21 protein-coding genes, 1 pseudogene and 1 riboswitch are annotated in these 17701 nt (G+C 38.6%); of the genes and pseudogenes, 11 read left to right on the forward strand and 11 right to left on the reverse strand.

Features of this window, described 5'->3' with window-relative positions:
- Positions 1-19: 19 nt before the first annotated feature.
- Complete coding sequence (locus tag POF52_RS08985; protein ID WP_271991972.1) at positions 20-214, reverse strand: hypothetical protein; 195 nt, start codon at positions 212-214, stop codon at positions 20-22.
- Between the two features lie 174 nt (positions 215-388).
- On the opposite strand from POF52_RS08985, the gene POF52_RS08990 reads away from it, so the two are divergent.
- Entirely contained in the window at positions 389-1573 is a 1185-nt protein-coding gene (locus POF52_RS08990; RefSeq protein WP_043979724.1) for an MFS transporter, read from the forward strand.
- 297 nt (positions 1574-1870) lie between these two features.
- On the opposite strand, the gene POF52_RS08995 is transcribed toward POF52_RS08990, so the two are convergent.
- Complete coding sequence (locus POF52_RS08995) at positions 1871-2317, reverse strand: GNAT family N-acetyltransferase (protein ID WP_171777549.1); 447 nt, start codon at positions 2315-2317, stop codon at positions 1871-1873.
- Positions 2318-2437: 120 nt separating this feature from the next.
- Here POF52_RS08995 and POF52_RS09000 point away from each other — a divergent pair, with 120 nt between their 5' ends.
- The gene (locus POF52_RS09000) at positions 2438-2740 is read left to right on the forward strand and encodes a CotG/ExsB N-terminal domain-containing protein (protein WP_271991977.1); all 303 of its coding nucleotides are present in this window, start codon (positions 2438-2440) and stop codon (positions 2738-2740) included.
- Between the two features lie 153 nt (positions 2741-2893).
- On the forward strand, positions 2894-3691 hold the full coding sequence (locus POF52_RS09005) for a VOC family protein (RefSeq protein WP_271991978.1): 798 nt from the start codon (positions 2894-2896) through the stop codon (positions 3689-3691).
- An 18-nt stretch (positions 3692-3709) separates the two neighbouring features.
- Here the strand turns inward: POF52_RS09005 and POF52_RS09010 are convergent, their stop codons facing one another.
- From POF52_RS09010 to POF52_RS09030, 5 genes are all read right to left on the reverse strand, one after another.
- Positions 3710-5323, reverse strand: a complete 1614-nt coding sequence (locus tag POF52_RS09010; protein WP_271991980.1) for a M20/M25/M40 family metallo-hydrolase — start codon at positions 5321-5323, stop codon at positions 3710-3712.
- Between the two features lie 469 nt (positions 5324-5792).
- Positions 5793-6035, reverse strand: a complete 243-nt coding sequence (locus POF52_RS09015; RefSeq protein ID WP_013082177.1) for a hypothetical protein — start codon at positions 6033-6035, stop codon at positions 5793-5795.
- Between the two features lie 68 nt (positions 6036-6103).
- Positions 6104-6205, reverse strand: a riboswitch (SAM riboswitch).
- A gap of 62 nt (positions 6206-6267) precedes the next feature.
- Positions 6268-7422, reverse strand: coding sequence for a M20 peptidase aminoacylase family protein (locus POF52_RS09020; RefSeq protein ID WP_271991983.1), 1155 nt, complete (start codon positions 7420-7422; stop codon positions 6268-6270).
- A 47-nt stretch (positions 7423-7469) separates the two neighbouring features.
- Positions 7470-7976 (reverse strand): GNAT family N-acetyltransferase, encoded by a 507-nt coding sequence (locus tag POF52_RS09025; RefSeq protein ID WP_176583930.1) that lies wholly within the window; start codon positions 7974-7976, stop codon positions 7470-7472.
- A gap of 203 nt (positions 7977-8179) precedes the next feature.
- Positions 8180-8422: a hypothetical protein gene (locus POF52_RS09030; RefSeq protein ID WP_271991985.1), complete on the reverse strand. Its 243-nt coding sequence runs from the start codon at positions 8420-8422 to the stop codon at positions 8180-8182.
- Positions 8423-8675: 253 nt separating this feature from the next.
- Here POF52_RS09030 and POF52_RS09035 point away from each other — a divergent pair, with 253 nt between their 5' ends.
- Positions 8676-9428, forward strand: a complete 753-nt coding sequence (locus tag POF52_RS09035; protein ID WP_176583931.1) for a M48 family metallopeptidase — start codon at positions 8676-8678, stop codon at positions 9426-9428.
- A gap of 196 nt (positions 9429-9624) precedes the next feature.
- Here the strand turns inward: POF52_RS09035 and POF52_RS09040 are convergent.
- A pseudogene (locus POF52_RS09040) lies at positions 9625-10030 on the reverse strand (DUF1259 domain-containing protein).
- Positions 10031-10291: 261 nt separating this feature from the next.
- Here POF52_RS09040 and POF52_RS09045 point away from each other — a divergent pair.
- From POF52_RS09045 to lepB, 3 genes are all read left to right on the forward strand, one after another.
- Complete coding sequence (locus POF52_RS09045) at positions 10292-10630, forward strand: YmaF family protein (protein ID WP_016763339.1); 339 nt, start codon at positions 10292-10294, stop codon at positions 10628-10630.
- Between the two features lie 677 nt (positions 10631-11307).
- Positions 11308-11643 carry a LapA family protein gene (locus tag POF52_RS09050; protein ID WP_271991990.1) on the forward strand — a complete coding sequence of 112 codons (336 nt, stop codon included), beginning with the start codon at positions 11308-11310 and terminating at the stop codon, positions 11641-11643.
- A 191-nt stretch (positions 11644-11834) separates the two neighbouring features.
- A complete protein-coding gene (gene lepB, locus POF52_RS09055; protein WP_013082169.1) occupies positions 11835-12386 on the forward strand; it encodes a signal peptidase I in 552 nt (183 codons plus the stop codon).
- Positions 12387-12422: 36 nt separating this feature from the next.
- Here lepB and POF52_RS09060 read toward each other — a convergent pair whose 3' ends face one another.
- A complete protein-coding gene (locus POF52_RS09060) occupies positions 12423-12869 on the reverse strand; it encodes a YndM family protein (protein WP_013082168.1) in 447 nt (148 codons plus the stop codon).
- Between the two features lie 141 nt (positions 12870-13010).
- Between POF52_RS09060 and POF52_RS09065 the strand changes: the two genes are divergently transcribed.
- Positions 13011-13886, forward strand: coding sequence for an aldose 1-epimerase family protein (locus POF52_RS09065; RefSeq protein ID WP_271991993.1), 876 nt, complete (start codon positions 13011-13013; stop codon positions 13884-13886).
- Positions 13887-14035: 149 nt separating this feature from the next.
- On the opposite strand, the gene POF52_RS09070 is transcribed toward POF52_RS09065, so the two are convergent.
- Positions 14036-14902 (reverse strand): gamma-glutamylcyclotransferase, encoded by an 867-nt coding sequence (locus POF52_RS09070; protein ID WP_013082166.1) that lies wholly within the window; start codon positions 14900-14902, stop codon positions 14036-14038.
- Between the two features lie 5 nt (positions 14903-14907).
- Positions 14908-15306 (reverse strand): SMU1112c/YaeR family gloxylase I-like metalloprotein, encoded by a 399-nt coding sequence (gene gloA2 / locus POF52_RS09075; RefSeq protein ID WP_271991997.1) that lies wholly within the window; start codon positions 15304-15306, stop codon positions 14908-14910.
- Between the two features lie 147 nt (positions 15307-15453).
- Here gloA2 and POF52_RS09080 point away from each other — a divergent pair, with 147 nt between their 5' ends.
- From POF52_RS09080 to POF52_RS09090, 3 genes are all read left to right on the forward strand, one after another.
- Positions 15454-15654 (forward strand): hypothetical protein, encoded by a 201-nt coding sequence (locus POF52_RS09080; RefSeq protein WP_013082164.1) that lies wholly within the window; start codon positions 15454-15456, stop codon positions 15652-15654.
- A 227-nt stretch (positions 15655-15881) separates the two neighbouring features.
- Positions 15882-16247, forward strand: a complete 366-nt coding sequence (locus POF52_RS09085) for a MerR family transcriptional regulator (protein WP_013055894.1) — start codon at positions 15882-15884, stop codon at positions 16245-16247.
- A 59-nt stretch (positions 16248-16306) separates the two neighbouring features.
- Complete coding sequence (locus tag POF52_RS09090) at positions 16307-17662, forward strand: hemolysin family protein (protein ID WP_013082163.1); 1356 nt, start codon at positions 16307-16309, stop codon at positions 17660-17662.
- The last annotated feature ends 39 nt before the right edge of the window (positions 17663-17701 follow it).

Genomic DNA, 17701 nt, shown 5'->3' on the forward strand with positions numbered 1-17701 from the left:
ATTCGTCTCCAAGCTTTTTTTATTGAAAGTGATTGTTATTTTCTTTTGTTTGATAAAGATAATTTTCCACATAGATTTGTTCTGCATCAGAAGCATTCTTTATTCCTTCTTCTGGATCTAATTTGATACTTCTCTTCTTAGCTATATAATCCACTAGCGCCCCAAACCCTAAAAGACCGCCTATGATCCCAGCAAATACAATCCATATTGGCAATCGCTTCACGTCCCTTTTCTTTTAATTGTATCATCCTCAGCACAACAGGTAAATATTAACATAGTTATCCATTTGTAAATAAAACGCTTTTTACCAAATATACGTAAAAAACTTCTTTGTATTTGGTATACTAAACTCACGGCATGTTCTACAGAGAAAGGGGCTTAATTGCATATGAACAAACAGCTTGGAACGTTAATGTTTGTTATTTTTATGGTATTTGTCGGTTTTGGAGTGATCATCCCCATCGTACCTGAAGTTATTCGTGCCACGGGTGCAAGCACGGTCAATTTAGGAATACTAATGGCTAGCTATTCGATCGCATCTTTTATTACCGCACCTTTTTGGGGGAAGCTTTCCGATATAAAAGGCCGGCGTCCCATCTTACTTTGGGGCTTACTCGGCTTTAGCGCAAGCTTTTTTCTTTTTTCGGTGGCAGAAAACTCTCTGACTTTAATGTATACGTCGCGCATCATCGGAGGTTTGTTTGCAGGAGCTGTTATTCCTTGTGCTTTTGCATATGCTTCTGATAGTACAGATGAAGAAAACCGAACGAAAGCAATGGGACTGTTAGGAATGTCGATTGGCTTAGGCTTTATTTTTGGACCGGCATTAGGCGGCGTCCTTTCATCTTTCGGCTTGTTTGTTCCCTTCGTTATCTCTGGTATCTTGTCACTGATTATGACAGCGTTCTCATTCTTTACGTTAAAAGAATCTTTACGAAAAGAATCTTTACGAAAAGAATCTGCTGATAAAGTACAGACATCGAGATGGCATGACTTCACGTCAGATTTTCAAGGAGCTATGAAGTATTTATATGTTCTTTCATTTTTAGCGACTTTTACGCTCGCTGGTTTAGAAGCTACTTTTCAATTTTTTCAAATAGCGAAAATTAATGCTACTCCTACGACAATCGGATGGATGTTTATGGCGAGCGGTTTAACTCAAGCGCTGATTCAAGGCGGTGTGCTGCAGCGATTTAAAAAAGGAAATGAAAAAAAGCTGATGGCCATTGGCTTATTAGTTTCAGCAATAGGATTTACGTCTATTTTGTTATCTTCTAGTGCCGTTAATGCTACCTTATTTTTGTGCATATTTACAGCAGGAAATGCCCTTATTCGTCCTTGTGTCCTCTCATTAATTACAATGAGAACCAAAGTAGGATATGGCTCTGCTTCGGGGCTGACCGCCTCAATGGATAGCTTAGGGCGTATTTTTGGCCCTCTGCTTGGTGCATTTGCCTTTAAACTCAATATGACGCTGCCTTTTATTATCGGAGCTGTTGTCACTTTAGCTGCTTTACTGCTGATTCAGCGTCATACAGCTCTAGATTATTCTGAGCAAACACTCTCATCGTAGAGGCCGGGACAACATTATTTTAGTCGAAAGAAGATCCGAACGGTGAATCGAGATTCTTGATGGAGAATCAACGCGTTCGGATTTTTTTATTGTTATGAGTATTCTAGCTGTGTTGATTGGAGAGCAAGACGGAGACTACTGAGGAATAGCGGAAGAGTTGAGACCCCGCAGGAGCGCAAGCGACGAGAAGGCTCAGAGGCCGCCCGCGGAAAGCGAAGTCTTGCACGGAAATCAACAGTCGATTCCTACTAGCTCATGTAGCTCATTTGTTGGCCCTTAGATTAATTTAGCGATGTCTTAATCTCTTTTCATCGTTACTAACACAAGGTTATCAGCAGCTGCAGTGTGTTTTATAATTGAAAACTGATGCGCTTTGTACAGCTTAATCGCAGGTGTATTTTTTTCGGCTGTAGACACTATACATTCACATTCAGAATATCTTTGAAGTACATGTGTTAAAAGACAGCTTCCGATTCCTTTTCGAAAGTAACGAGGACGCACAACGAGGCGGCAAATCGTTAATCGCTCATTTTCTTTTTCAAACGACAGCACTCCTGCTAGCTTACCTTCAATCATTTCTCCGATAAACACTTCCTTGCTTTTCATAATATCTTCTTTGCTTTCTGTAAGCTGAGGAATATCTGAAAAACCAATGAGCCTTGCTTCTTCTTGATAAGCTTCTCCTTGCACAGCTACTATTTGAAGAGCGATATCCACTCTTTGATGTTCGAGGATTTGAAGCATGAAAACCACTCCATTTCTTTCACAAATTTAGACAAATTCCATGTTTTCACTATATCCAAAAGCTTTCTTGGTACGTATTCTATTATGTACTACTTAATTAGACCCTAAGGAGGTGTTTGTATGCATATCCCTGCTCAAAAAATTAGAGAAGCAGCAGAATCTCTCTCTTGTACGGAGCTCGAAACATTTATGTATCAAGAGCCAAATTCTCGACGTAAAAGCTCTAGAAGACGCTCTACTCGTCGTTCTAGCCGTCGTTCTACTTATCGCTCTACTCGTCGTTCTAGCCGCCGTTCTACTTATCGCTCTACTCGTCGTTCTAGCCGTCATCACCACTGTCAATGCGGTTCACCTTGCTGCTCATATCCATGGTTTAATAAATCATTGGGCTGCTGCTTTAAAGGACATGGCTGTCGTCGCTAAATAACTCAAAAGCAAGTCGAGTCTCAAACGTACACGGCTTGCTTTTTTAAACTCTCTATTTTACACCTTACATAATCATTCGTTTTACTCTTCTTGAAAAGGAAAATAACGTATAATAATGGGAAAGAATCTCTTTTAAAAGGAGGCCTATCCATGCACTTATCTTTTGATCATCTTGTTCATTTTTCACCTGATCCTATTAAAGCTCAGAAAGAACTAAACGAATACGGAATAAATGTCATTAAAGGCGGCATCCATGAAAAATGGGGCACTTTTAACACCTTGGCTTATTTTAACCTCAGCTATATTGAATGGCTTGGGCTTAGAGATATCGCGTTAGCTCAAAACGTTACAGATAATGACCTTATTCAGCAGCTTGTTAACGAACATACACCGCTTGGTCATTTTGGCCGATTTGCACTTCGTACAGATGATATGGATTTGCTGATAAAAGAGCTTGAAAGCAAGAACGTCACTGTGAAAGGTCCTGTAGCGGGTTCTCGCCAAACCAATGATGGAGAAAGACTTCAATGGAAAATGTGTTTTATTGAAGCTGACCACGATTCCCTGCCTCTTCCTTTTTTTATTGAATGGGGTGAACCAGAAGAAAAACGCAAGCCAAAGCTAGCGGATCTTTCTTCCCACCAAGCTGGTCAGCTGCAGCTAAAAAATATTTACTGTGCTGTACATAACCTCGAAGAATCCATCAGCAAGTGGACGAAACTGCTGGACGTTCAGTCTGGCGAAAGCTACAAAGACTCTTTACTTGATGCACGTTGTCAAGAACTATATGTCAATGGAGGAAACCTTATTTTTTGCAGCGGAACACAAGGTGTTGTCCATGATACATTAAAAAAAGTTGGAGAACGTCCATTTTTGGTTGAATTGGATCACGCTCTAACACCGCAACAAATTACCGTACAAGGAGCTTCTTTTAAATTCAACAAATAAACATCCGCGGACGGATGTTTATTTGTGTGCTTCTTTTATAGCTTGATAAATGAAATGAGGCAAAATTTCAAAGGAATACTGAACGTCTAATCTTTCGGTCCATTGATGCGCATCTCTTCCCAGCGGTCCAATGTTCAGCACCGGCATCTTCAGCTCCTCTAGCTCTTCTAGCGGGATATGATACCCTTTATTCCATAGGGGCATATTGGCTACTAACGTGTTAAATGTATGAAGCGGATGCTGCAGGCTGGCATAGCTTAAATCCGAAATTCCGCCAAAATAACTTTGTTCAACTAGCTCCAATTGGAATTGCTCTTTGGCAGTTGCCTGTACGTTTGACAAAATCTCTTGTACAAACGGATCATCATGTGAACAAACGGCCGGATAAAAAGGCGGCGTAAAAAATAAGACCATCATCGGAGCTGCTTCTTTACATAAACCAGCTAAAGAGTTTACTAATTTAATGGTTTTATTTCTGTCATCCTCCTCTTGTGCCAAAAGTGCTGCTTCCATTTCGTGCACATATTTTTCGCCGTGCTTTTTGACTGCATGAGTATAAAGTTCTTCATACGTCCATACGTTCACGTCACGAGATGAACCCTCCATTCCCTCAGCGTACTGCCTAGCGGCTTTATTATAATGTTTTTTTACATTCAAAGCCGCTTTGTCAGCCGATTTCAACAGCAGATCTGTTACTTCTTTAAGAGAGCGGTTTAACATAAATAAATTAAATAATACAACGGCAGAGTGCGGAACTTGAACTGAATACTCTTCTTTTAAATCTTTTTGTATCAGCACCGTAGGAGGTGGACTCGTTTCATCTCTTACTTTTTCGCAAAAATCAACGTTTAATTCTATTTCTTTTGTTAAATAAGAAGCTAGTAAATTAGCATTTAAACCAGCTAGCGGTTCCCCTACATGAGTTTCTTTTCCATAACACAAAAAGCTTGGCATGATTTTTCCAATCGATCCTGAGTACACATAGTTCGTTTGATCTCCAGGATAGCGGCTGAACACGGGTTCTGCATTTAGCATGAGAGAAAAATCCAGCTGATGTTTGCGGGCAAGTTCTAAAAGAACAGGCACTGCTTTTCTCATCCCAAGCGAATTTACTTCTTCATCCGGCACTGACAGCAGCAGGATGTTTCCGTCAAACTCTCCGTTGCATGCTCGTTCAACCATACTGATATGCAGGGCAATGCCTGCTTTCATGTCCATCGTTCCTCGGCCAAAAAGCCAGTCTCCTTTTATCATATCTTTTTGTACGTGCGCCGGAACTTGTTCCATATGGTTATAAAAAGTACTCGTTAATGTATCAGCGTGAAAAGCATCCTTTTTCCACTGTCCATAATCTTGTACATCCACTACATCGTAATGACTTACTAGTACAACTGTTTTATTCGTATTTTCCCCTTGAACAAAAGCTGTGACAATCGATCGCCCGTCTCCTGTTGAATGAAGCTCGACTTGCTCGTTTTTTTGAAAGTAAGGCAGCTTCAATAAATACGACGCTATCGATTCAGCCATTTCCACTTCTGCCATCGTTCCTGTCACGCTAGGTATAGAAACCAATTCGCTTACAAGTTTTTTTAACTGTGCTTTTGTTTGATACAAAGATGTTTTGTTCGACATACCCTTCATCTCTTTCCTTTTTCTAAATTTTCTATCAAACAAAACTATTCGTCAATCCCTTTGACAGAGACCCTTTCATTCTATCCCTATGTATAATAGTATGGCGCTGCCTTTACGCACATGATAAAAAAAGAGTGCGCGGCTAGGGATAGCACCGCACACTCTTTTTTTACTTTTGGTCATCTTCTAAAAAGTCTAGGATACGATCAATAAGCTGTTCGCTTCCTGCATCGTTTCCGTGTTCAAGAGACATTTCCATTTCAATGCTCCTTTCATAAAATATTCTTGTTTTATAACATACCACAATTCATTTCGAATGTAACCTTTAATTTGTGTAAAAATTTCGACAATTTATGATTAATTTTAAAACCTATTGAGTATTGATTATACCCACCAGATTCTTTGCTTGTCAAAAACCATGCTTTCTATTTAAAAACACTTAAAAAATAGAGGCGCGAGCAGACTTCTTCTATAAAAGACAGCCTACTCGCTCAAGCTTGGAACAGCATGATGAATAAATTTCTAGTTCATTTGCTTTTTGTATATCTTTAATGTCTATGCCTACAGCATATGTACGAACATGGTTTTCGACCACAATTTCATAAAATGTTTCTAACTCACGATAAGCTACTTGATAATGCTTTCCTAATAATTTCACTGCTTCCTTTAATGCTTTCTCTCCTGTATGTGCTGCAACTGCTGTATGACTCATAAAACCCTCTCCTTTTAGAAAAATAAAAAAAACTCATTTTGCTTTGATGCAAAATGAGTTTTTCACCCGTTTTATCACCCAAAGCACATGCTTTGCTGGTAGGAGCACCTTACATTCGTAGGTTGCTGTGGAGTCAAAGAGCCAGATCTCTCGTCCACTCGTGATAACTTTTTAATTTAAAATTTATTTTATCAAACAATTCCATCCCCGTAAATAGAAAAATAAAAATTTTTTAATTTTTTCGGTAATGGAATGAATTCAAAAAATGAAAGCTTAGATTAGCAAAATAAGAAGCTGCTACAAGCAATGCCTCTTCATTTAATGAAAAAGAAGGATGGTGCCATTCATATTCTCCAGCTGTACCCATCCATACAAAAAATCCTGGTACATGCTGCTGATATACGGCAAAGTCTTCTCCTCCAGGCGATTGTTCAGCTTCTACGACTTGATAACTAAGATTCTCTGCAGCGTTAATAGCCAGTTTTTCCAGCGTATCATCATTGTTTACTACAGGAAGATATGGATACCATTTAACGTCTACTGAAGCCCCGAAAGCTGCTCCAATCCCTTCAACAGTTCGTTTCATAAGACCCGGTATTTTTTCTCTCGCTTCTTCTTGAAAGGTACGCACCGTTCCTTCAAGCGTTACTTTGTCAGGAATGACGTTCCACGAGCTCCCTCCATGGATTTGAGTTATGCTGACAACAACATTTTGAAAGGGGCTGAGATTACGGCTGACAATGGTTTGTAAACTAGTAACAATTTGACCAGCAGCAGCAATCGGATCTACTGTTTTTTCAGGGATGCCCGCGTGACCTCCTACTCCTTTGATGTCAATTTCAAAACGATCAACGCTTGCCATTAAAGGTCCCGGTTTGATACCAATGGTTCCTACAGGAAGATCCGGTTTGTTATGCATCCCAAATATCGCTTCTACTCCTTCGAGCACACCTTTTTCAACTAGCATTTTTGCCCCAGAAGCCGTTTCTTCAGCCGGTTGAAAGATAAATCGTACCGTACCGCAAAGCTCCTGCTGACGCTCTTTAAGAAGAATGGCTGCTCCGATTATAGAAGTCGTATGAAAATCATGGCCGCATGCGTGCATAACTCCGTTTACTTCAGATGCAAATGGCAGATTGGTTTTTTCTTCAATTGGCAGCGCATCAATATCAGCTCGAATTGCGATAGTAGGTCCCGGCTTTCCTCCTACAATTTCTGCTACTGCTCCTACGTCTAATTGGAATGCATCTGCTATAGAAATATCATAGTGCTTTAACCACTTTTTAATACGTTTAGTTGTTTCATATTCTTTCATTGAAAGCTCTGGGAACCGGTGCAGCTCACGGCGTATGTCTATTAACTCATTTAGTAGTAATTGATCTGTCATATTTATCACTCTTTCACATTTCTTAATTTGGATCACTTCTCTATCTTTTACGACAAAGAGTGTACCTTATTAAATTTTTTATAAAGAAATATGGTCGTATAACCTTCTGCAAGGTGCTTTTCTTTAGCTTGAACATATCCTTTTCGTTCATACATTTCAACTAACCAAGGATGTTCTTTTGCTGTTCCTAAAGACACACCTGGTGATTTAAACGTATTTTTTATTACCTCTTCCTCTACTCGATGCAGCAGCTTAGATCCAACACCCTTCCTGGCAAACGACGGGTCTACTGCAAACCACCAAAGATGCGGAACAGCAAACGGACCTGGATGTTCTCCCCAAGGCATTCGTATCGACACAGTAGCAGCGATTCTTTTCTCTTCTTCATATACATAGCAAAGGTTTTGAGAAATATTTTTCTTAACGAGAGCAAGATCAGCAGTAGCTGCTAAGAAAGGAATGCCTAGCTCTCGAATAGGCTTATATGCTTGTAGAGTTAAGTTCAATAAGTTATCTGCGTCCTCATTTGTTGCCAAACGGAATTCATTTTTCATCTCTTCGTCTCCTTATGTAGTGCTTAAATATTTTATTTAGCTTATAAGTTTACTAGGAATTAAAAAAGACAGACTGCCTCCTTGCGTACTCACTATACAACTGCTTTTATAACGTGTCAATTTTCATTATCTCTTTCTATGAAAGCTATCATAAAAACCAATACTTACAGTTTATTATACTGAACAAATATCAATAAATCCCTTTACGAAACCCCTTTCATTACTTTCGTTAAATTTTCAACCGCCATTATAGAGCGACGTATGATAAAATAGAACACGGTAGTTGTAAGAAAAGCAAACAGAAATGTAATCACTAGCATAATCGAGGCTGCTTGCTCTTGTTTCAAGATAAGATAATAATTTGTCACTTCAATTACAGTAAATGCTATGACCATCATATATAGCATTTCACATGTAAACTTTGAAACGCTTTTTTTATTTTTCATTCCCTATACCATCTAAAGACATAGAATGTCTAATCTATATTAGTAGTATCGGCATATTTTTATATGTTTTTGTAAAAACTAAAGAAGAATTGAAGCAATTATTATTGGCGCTTTTCCACTAAATATTGGAATACATATCATTCTGCAAGGCGCTGCAACAGCAGTTGATAACTGTCTGATTATTCTTTCATTTGACCAAACTCTACCTTTGCTTATAAAATGAAGATTTGTAGAAAGGAGTACGAAAAATTTTATGTATACGTATCAAACAGGCAATCAAACAATTGACTACAAAATTGAAGTCGTTCCAAATAGAACCGATATCACGGTGCAAATTTGTGACAAAGAAGGGGTAAAAGTTATTATCCCAAGAGGTCTTAATGAAAACAATGTGCGTTCAATCATCGCACGCAAAGCAACATGGATTTTAAAACAACTAAACGGTTCACAGCCAGCTGAGGAAAAGCCAGCTGCTCCAAAGAAAGAAGCAGTAAAAAAAGAAACAGCTAAAAAAGAGGCTCCTAAAGCAGCAGCTTCTGCAGCTAAAACTGGTTCTTTTGAAGAGGGAGACAAATTCCCTTACCTAGGGCGTCAATACCGATTAAATATCGTTCGTGGAGATGTAGCAAAGGCTGAAATGACATTCCGTGCAAAATTCATTGCTACAGTACCTGAAAGCTGGAACGAGCAGCAAACAAATGAAGGTATTGGACAACTATTAACAGAATGGTACCAAGGCCGCGCAGGTGAAAAATTCCAAGAAGCTTTGAAATCTGTAAAAAAAGCAGCAAACAATGCTCCTGAATCTGTTAAGTGGGATGAGTTAGGTGAAGAATACGCTACGACTCAAGATAATACCATCGTATTAAACTGGCGTTTGCTAACAGCTCCTCTTGCAACAATTGAATATGTCATTGCTTCTCAATTTACAAATGCAGATGAGTTATTCGAAGATGCAGCTGAACGCAAACAGTGGTTAAGCGATAACACCCTAAACGCATTTTAAGTTTATACATAAAAAAAGCATGCGGCGAACGCGTGCTTTTTTTATTTCGATAGAAGTACTCGAATAATCTCACTGCTCAAAAATTAGTTAACCTGATAGGTTCATTCAAGTGCAGTTTATAAACCAATATATAATATACATGTTTAAAGTTTTATTAATCTAATTTTAAAAGCAGTAAGTAAGAATAAACTGATTCTTATCCTTTTAATACTCTAAACGCTTCTCTTACTTTTCGTGCAAAATCTAACGGTGGTTCTACGGATTCAAAATGCATATACATTGCTCTCGGCTCTTCAAATAGCCAATGGTTGTGAACGGCCGTAACCTTAATATCTCTTTTTCTAAGCTCCGTTAATAATGGATTTACCTCTTCTTGCAAAAGCACGGTTTCACCTAGATTTAGCGCTCTTCCCTTGCTATCTAAATCTTCAAAAGTAAAAAATTGAGGAGTATAATGGAGAGCGTGTTGGACGCCCTAAAATTTTAAAACGAATCGTCCGAAACTTTTGTACCAAACAAACGCCATTTTCATCTAAACTGCCTTGTCCACCTAGAATTCTCGCAAACTCCTGACACAGACTCTTTTTATTTTCCCAACTCATTATGCTGACTTCCTTTCGTATCATAACTTGTCCTTTCTTAATAAATGTATGTAAAATCCATCAATTAGAAACAGCAAATCACACAGAAAATCTGCCCGTTTTATAGATATAAACGATAAAAAGTCATATTTATTTTTATTTGTTCATATCAATAGCATGTATTTTTGAATTCAACTACAAAGAAACATTCAGATGCCTATTTAAAGACTTTAGAATTTACTTAAACAGTTTATTTTAATTGAATTTATAGGAGGAAGTAGAATGAAGAAGATAGGAAAAGACGATTTTGTTTCAGGATTTGTTCCTCATCATAATCATGGCTCAGTGGACTACACTTCGGTTGCGTCAGGACATGTCCATCAGTGCCTCGATGTAACGTCTCCTCCAATTCAAAGCGAGGATGGAAGCCACATTCACTATACAGAAGGCTATGTTGTTTTTGAAGACGGACATACACATCATTACAAAGCCTACTCTGGTCCCGCTATTCCCATTGGCAACGGTATGCACGTTCACTATTATGATTTTTATACCAGTGAAGACAACCAGCATCGGCATCATGTCAAAGGTGTAGACCATCCTGCTCCGGGCGATAGATAATGAAATAGTTTAATGCAATTAAGCCAAAGTCTCAGCTTGAGTTCATATAACCGCTTTAATAAAAGTGAGGCTGGGACAAAAGTATCTTAGCCCAAGTGAAAAACGAACCATTGATCAACATGTTTGATGAGTGGTTCGTTTTTTTGTTACTTGAATACAGCTTCATCTGTTTCGTTCCTTCTAGCAGTTGATTGAAGGGTAAGGCGAAGACTCCTGCGGGAAAAGCGGGACAGATGAGACCCCGCAGGAGCACAAGCGACGAGGAGGCTCATCGGCCGCCCGCGGAAAGCGAAGCCTTGCACGGAAATCAACTGCGGTGTCATAAGCGGTTCAGCTCATGTATCTCATTTGTTCGTCTTTAGGTTGGATCCATTTGGTTATCTCCCAGCCTCTTTGTACATATATGATTTAAATGAAAGTCTCTCCCTCTGCTTAAGCAAAAAAGGATACGCCAGCTCTTTATTCCAAAAACTCGACATAACAGGTCTTTGGACATGTTAAAGTTTCTACACCAATCGATATATTGTATTTTAAAAGAAAGAAAGATATATATAATCAATAAAATGTTTGATTTTGTTTAAATGTGGATACGTATACCTATAAGCAAGATAGCAAACGCTTAAGATAGTTTCGCTGTAAAAGTTGTAATGACCATGCAAAGAAAGGAAGTGCAGCTTATGAAAGGACAGAGCTTTTTTATTTTAGGACTTATATTTGCTCTTATCATCGCTGTTTTAGCTGTAATTAACAACGATCCTGTACAATTTAACTATGTATTTGGTTCACAAAAATGGCCTCTTATTTTAATTATCTTAACAACGGCCGTGTTTGGAGGAGTTGTTGCTGCTTCATTGAGCTTTGTAAAAATTGTTCAACTAAGAGGACAAGTGAAACAGAAAAACAAGCGAATTGCTGAGCTGGAAGAAGAAATCAAGCAGCATAAGCCTGTTGAGCCTGTTGTGGAAGAAGAACGAATTCAACCAGCTACTCGAACTGAGCGCGCTCAATTATAATAAAGAAAAGCCGTTATTCTCTAGGATAATGGCTTTTTTCATTTTTTTGTTCCCTCATGCATATTTTTGGAATACACGCATAAACAGATAGATATGGAAAACTTTAGTTCTGAATGGTACAATCAACACTGTTATATCTCTATGAAAAACTTAAATTGACAGTCTTACCGTTAAGAAGGTGTTCATCCATTATGGTCAATAAAAAACTAAAGCGTGAAATTCTTACATACACAAGCGTCATCCTCGGCACTGTTTTGCTTTCTGTTGTCGTTCAGCACTATTGGTTTCAGCCCTACACTGTAAAAGGCGATTCTATGAAGCCTATTTTGCACGAAGGCAATCGAATTATTATTAACAAACACAGCAAGCTGGAGCGCTTTGACATTGTCGTTTTGCAAGCTCCCTATAGCAGTGATTTTCTAGTAAAGCGCATCGTCGGCTTACCAGGAGAAACGGTCGAATACAAAGATGATGTTCTGTATATAAATAACAAAGTCAAAAAAGAACCGCATCTTCATAAATATTTATCCAAAGTACCCGCTTACGAGCGATTTACTGAAAATTTTTCCACGTACGAACTGTCTCAAGACGGCACGATACCCGATGGATACGTATTAGTGCTAGGTGACAACAGACGCATTAGCCGAGATGGCAGACATTTTGGCCTTACTCCTATCTCTTCAATCATGGGAGAAGTCAACATGAAATACTGGCCTTTAAAAGAAATGACTTTTATGCATTAACACATAAAAAAGAAAGCTCAAAAGTGAGCTTTCTTTTTATTTTGGATTTTCCTTGTTTTCTACATGCTGTTCTTCTGCAAATTCTGTGTCATACGCTAGTTTTCGCTTAAAAGCGGGACGCGTTCTCGCTGTATGTTTCGTTTCAATATGGTTGAATAAGTAGCGGTGAACAAAAACCTCGGCAAATGTAATAATAGCTGAAGAAATAATACTTCCCCAAGCAATTTGAACGTAGCTGTCTAATAACAATGTTCCAAAAATCCATACGCTCATATAGGTTAGAACAAATTCAACAATAATGGCATCACGGTTGCCCACTCGAGGCAGTACAATTCGATCCACTACTAAATATGTCACAACTGTCGTTAGCAAGCTAAAGGAAATAATGTCTCCGATGGTTGCATCAAAAAACAAATCAAGGCCTATACCAAACGCAATAAGTGCCGCTGCAAATTTAATGAGCAATAATGTTGCATGATTCATATTTGAACCCTCCTTTTTCTATATTAATTTGAACAAAAATAGGGAAATTAATACCTTTTTTGCCAAGAAGGGTATAATATAGGCAAAGCCAGTACGTTTGAGGCTGCTCGAGCGTACAAGAATGATTTGGGAGATGTTGTAATGATTGTACTAGAAAATAGCGAACTGAAAGTCACCATTGAAGAAAAAGGAGCGGAAGTTGTAGAAGTATTTCATAAAGAAAAAGACCTGCAGTTTATGTGGAGCGGAGACCCCGCTTATTGGGGACGAGTATCCCCCGTATTGTTTCCAATCGTAGGCCGATTAAAAAATGATCAGTATACCGTTGATCAGCGCGAATACTCTTTGCCACAGCACGGTTTTTTACGTGATTCTGCTTTCAGCGTGATCGAACAAACAAACGAAACGGCACGGCTGCAATTTGCTACAAACGGCCGCTTTAAAGACGTATATCCGTTTGAATGTTCAGTTGAAATCAGCTACCGTCTGGAAAATAACCAATTAACTTTTCAGTGGAAAGTAGTGAACGAAGATAAAGACGATATGTATTTTTCAATTGGAGCCCACCCTGCTTTTCGTATTCCGTTACGTGAAAACGAGCAGATTTCTGATTACTTTTTAGAAATAGAGCCTTCTGAAACTACGCCGAAGGAATTTATATTAAAAGACGCTCTTATTCATGAAAAAGGAGCTGCAGAAAATTTGCATCAGCTGCCGCTAAGCGCAGATTTATTTGCAAATGATGCGCTAATTTTTAGTCATATTGACGGAATTACGATTAAATCGCCGGTTAATGAAAATCAAATTAACGTTCAGTTTAATGATTTCCCGTATGTCGGTATTTGGTCAAAGTATGATGCAGAAAATCATACAATCGCTCCTTTTCTTTGCATCGAACCTTGGTTTGGAATTGCAGATACGCATGATCACAACGGAAATTTCAAAGAAAAATTAGGCATCAACCGTTTATCAAAAGACGGTGTATTTCAAACAGAATTCTCTGTTTCCTTTAGCTAATTCAACACATAACAAAATCAATCCAATCAACAGCTAGAAGCAGCTAAATAGATTAACTCTACGTTCACCATAACAATAAAAAGCTCCGAACGATTACTCGTTCGGAGCTTTCTTCAACTAAACTACTTTTGTCCCTGCTTCTTTTTGTATTAGTTATTTACAACATCGCTATTTTTTAGCGCATGGACTTGTTCTATTAGCTTCTGAACATATTCTTCGCTGAGTACACCTGTTGCCCCTCGAATAATTTCAGTCGAATAATGATCCGGAGGTGCGACTTCTTTTTCTTTATTTAACACAAAAAAAGTAAGAACATGATCCACCATCTTACCTTCATGCTCGACAGAAATAATAGCAGGACGATAGCCGTTATTATCTACGCCTTCTCTGCCATACAGGTACGTAATTGCTTCAGGCGGCACGCGGTACAGTTTGCCTTCAACGACTCCGCCTTCTTCAACCATGTCTGCACGTCCTCCGTCATGAATAACGTGGTTATATCGAAGCGTATAGCCTTTGAAAACAGCTCTGCCGAGACAGTCTTGGAAATGCTGATCCACCCCGTGCTTAATAAAACGATCGTTATCCATACATGAACCGTAAGCAAAATACAGCATACCTTCTAATAAATCTTCTTTCCACACGCGCCAGTTTCCGCTCGGGATAAATTCGTGCAGCAGCGAACGATCGCTTGCCACATACACAACGGCTTCAAATTCACCTTGGTCCGTTTCAACCGTTTGCACAACTTTATCATATTCATTGTCTTTATGACCTTCATGAATGTACCCTTCTAATTCATCAAGAGCCTTCCACATAAGCTGATCGGTCACTTCATATACTTCTCCGTACACAATATGTTCACTGTCGATATCAAGCATAGGATAGCCTTGCTTTGTGTCATATAATTTCCCTTTCGTTTTTGCCTGCTTGGCAATAGGGCGCGCATGATGCAGCAATCCGTGATTACCTTCTCCTTCAAGAAGCGTTCCGTATACAAATAAATAATTGCACATACTCCTTATTCCCCCTCTTTCTCTTCATACAGCTCTAGCGGTAACCCGTCCGGATCAGCAAAAAAAGTGAATTTTTTTCCCGTTAGTTCATCTACCCTAATAGGTTCCACATCAATCCCTTGCTGCTCTAGTTCACGCTTGGAATCCTCTACGCTTTCAACCGCAAAAGCTAAATGGCGTAAGCCGTACGCTTCAGGTCTTGAAGGACGCCGTGGCGGATTTGGAAACGAGAACAACTCAATTTGATAGCCAGGAGCTACTTCTAAATCTAGCTTATATGAATCTCTTTCTTTTCTATATGTTTCTTCTATAATCTTGCATCCTAACACATTTACATAAAAAGCTTTTGAACGTTCATAATTACTTCCTATAATGGCTACGTGGTGCATTCGTTTTAAATCCATTTCATTCTCCCATAAAAACCCTTTTCTAATCATCCTACACAAAATGCCGGCAAACATCAAATAATTACGTTATCACCTTTGACGAGAGTGATAAAAGTCACGGACATAGCTCCTCATAACAAGTAACATAACAACGAGGTGAATAACATGATTTCGTTAACATTTAAAGCAAGAATTGACCGAACTCAAAATTTAGATTCGTTAAAAGAAGAAGCTGCTATTATGCACCGTATTGCTGATCAGCTATCTCCAATGAGCCCTGAGTTCATAGATTATACTGAACGTATTCAATATGTGTATGAACGCATGCACATTATCGTACGTCATCCTACTAAAAAACTCGCTTAATATAAGCGAGTTTTTTTATAAAATCTTTGTCAAACTACCTTATTTTGAGATATACTGAATGCTAATAAAAAAATGAAACTTTTTGATCTTACGCGCGTATACTTAATTACGATAGGATAAAAGATAAATAGTTACGCAGATAAAAACCATCACGTGATAGTTGACATAGTTAAAGGAGGTGGTATTCTGATGGGGTTGCGACATACAAAATTGGCGAACTTGCAGAGATGGCACATGTAACGAAACGCACGGTTGACTATTATACCAACATTGGTTTGTTAAAAGCAGAACGCTCTGCTTCTAACTATCGCTTTTATAACGAAGAAGCGCTGAAACGTCTTTACTTAATTGAAAAATTAAAAAGCGAAGGCCGTTCTCTTGAAGAGATTTCTTCTCTATTTTCTATAGAGCAATCCGAGAATAGCCACTCCAAAGACGAATTAGCATCCAAATTTTACGTACTAAACGACAGTTTAAAAGAAGTTGCACCGCTTATGGAAAAGCTTAATGAAGAAGATCGAAAAGTAATGATGAATCGGCTTTCACCAGAAAGCGTCACTCTTTTGCACTCTTTACTGCTGCTGCTGTCGTAAATTTATTATTTACAGGAGGTGTTTACTTACTTTATAGCATTATAAAGTAAGTATATTCATTGATAACCATTAACTTAATTATTTTTGCGATTTTAATTGTACTCACTGCTTTTTTCGTTGCTTCAGAGTTTGCAATTGTGAAGCTTCGTAGTTCACGGGTAGATCAACTTGTTGCTGAAGGAAAAAAAGGAGCGAATGCGGTTAAAACCGTGACGACACACTTAGATGAATATTTATCTGCGTGTCAGCTTGGTATTACGATTACTGCTTTAGGACTCGGTTGGTTAGGAGAACCGACTGTTGCGAAGATTGTAGAACCCCTGTTTGAAAAAATGGGTGTTGCTGCATCTTTAACACATATTCTTTCATTCATTATCGCATTTGCGCTTGTAACGTTTGTTCACGTAGTCGTTGGTGAATTAGCGCCAAAAACATTTGCGATTCAAAAAGCTGAAACCGTTACGTTATTGTTTGCTCGTCCGTTAATTTTATTCTATAAAATTATGTTCCCCTTCATTTGGTTACTAAATGGTTCTGCCCGTTTATTAACTGGAATGTTTGGATTAAAGCCAGCTTCAGAGCATGAACTTGCGCACAGTGAAGAAGAGCTGCGCATTATTTTATCAGAAAGTTTTAAAGGCGGGGAAATTAACCAGTCTGAATATAAGTACGTGAACAACATTTTCGAATTCGATAACCGTGTTGCTCGCGAAATCATGGTACCAAGAACAGAAATTTCAGCTGTTTCTGAAGACGACAGCATTGAAGATTTCTTAAAGCTTGCTGTAGAAGATCGCTACACTCGTTACCCTGTTACCGTTGACGGAGACAAAGATAACATTATCGGCTTAGTCAACGTCAAAGAGATTCTAAACGATGTCGTAATTAACGATGCGTTAAAAAAGCAAAGCGTGAAGCTTTATATGAATCCTATTATTCAAGTAATTGAAACCGTAGCGATTCAAGACCTATTGCGCTCGATGCAAAAGAAACGTACGCATATGGCTGTGTTGATTGATGAGTACGGCGGTACGGCTGGTATCGTTACCGTTGAAGATATTTTAGAAGAAATCGTTGGAGAAATTCGAGATGAGTTTGATACAGATGAAAAGCCGCTTGTTCAAAAAATCAGCGATCAGCACTTTGTCTTTAACTCAAAAGTACTGCTTGAAGAAGTTAACGAAGTCCTTCATATCGAAATTGAAAACGACGATATCGATACAATTGGCGGCTGGATGTTAATGCAAAATATCGATATCCAGGAAAGCGAATCGTTCAAACTTTTCGGATACGAGTTTATTGCAAAAGAAATGGACGGTCACCAAATGAAAGAAGTAGAAGTACGTGCCCTTCCTGAAGAAGAACGCGTGCAGCCTGAAAGTCATTCACCAGAACAAGAAGTTACACAAGCATAATAGAAAGAGCCGCTTCTTCATGAAGCGGCTCTTTTTTAT

The sequence above is a fragment of the Priestia sp. AB genome, from assembly GCF_028369225.1.
Taxonomy (GTDB): Bacteria; Bacillota; Bacilli; order Bacillales; family Bacillaceae_H; genus Priestia; species Priestia megaterium.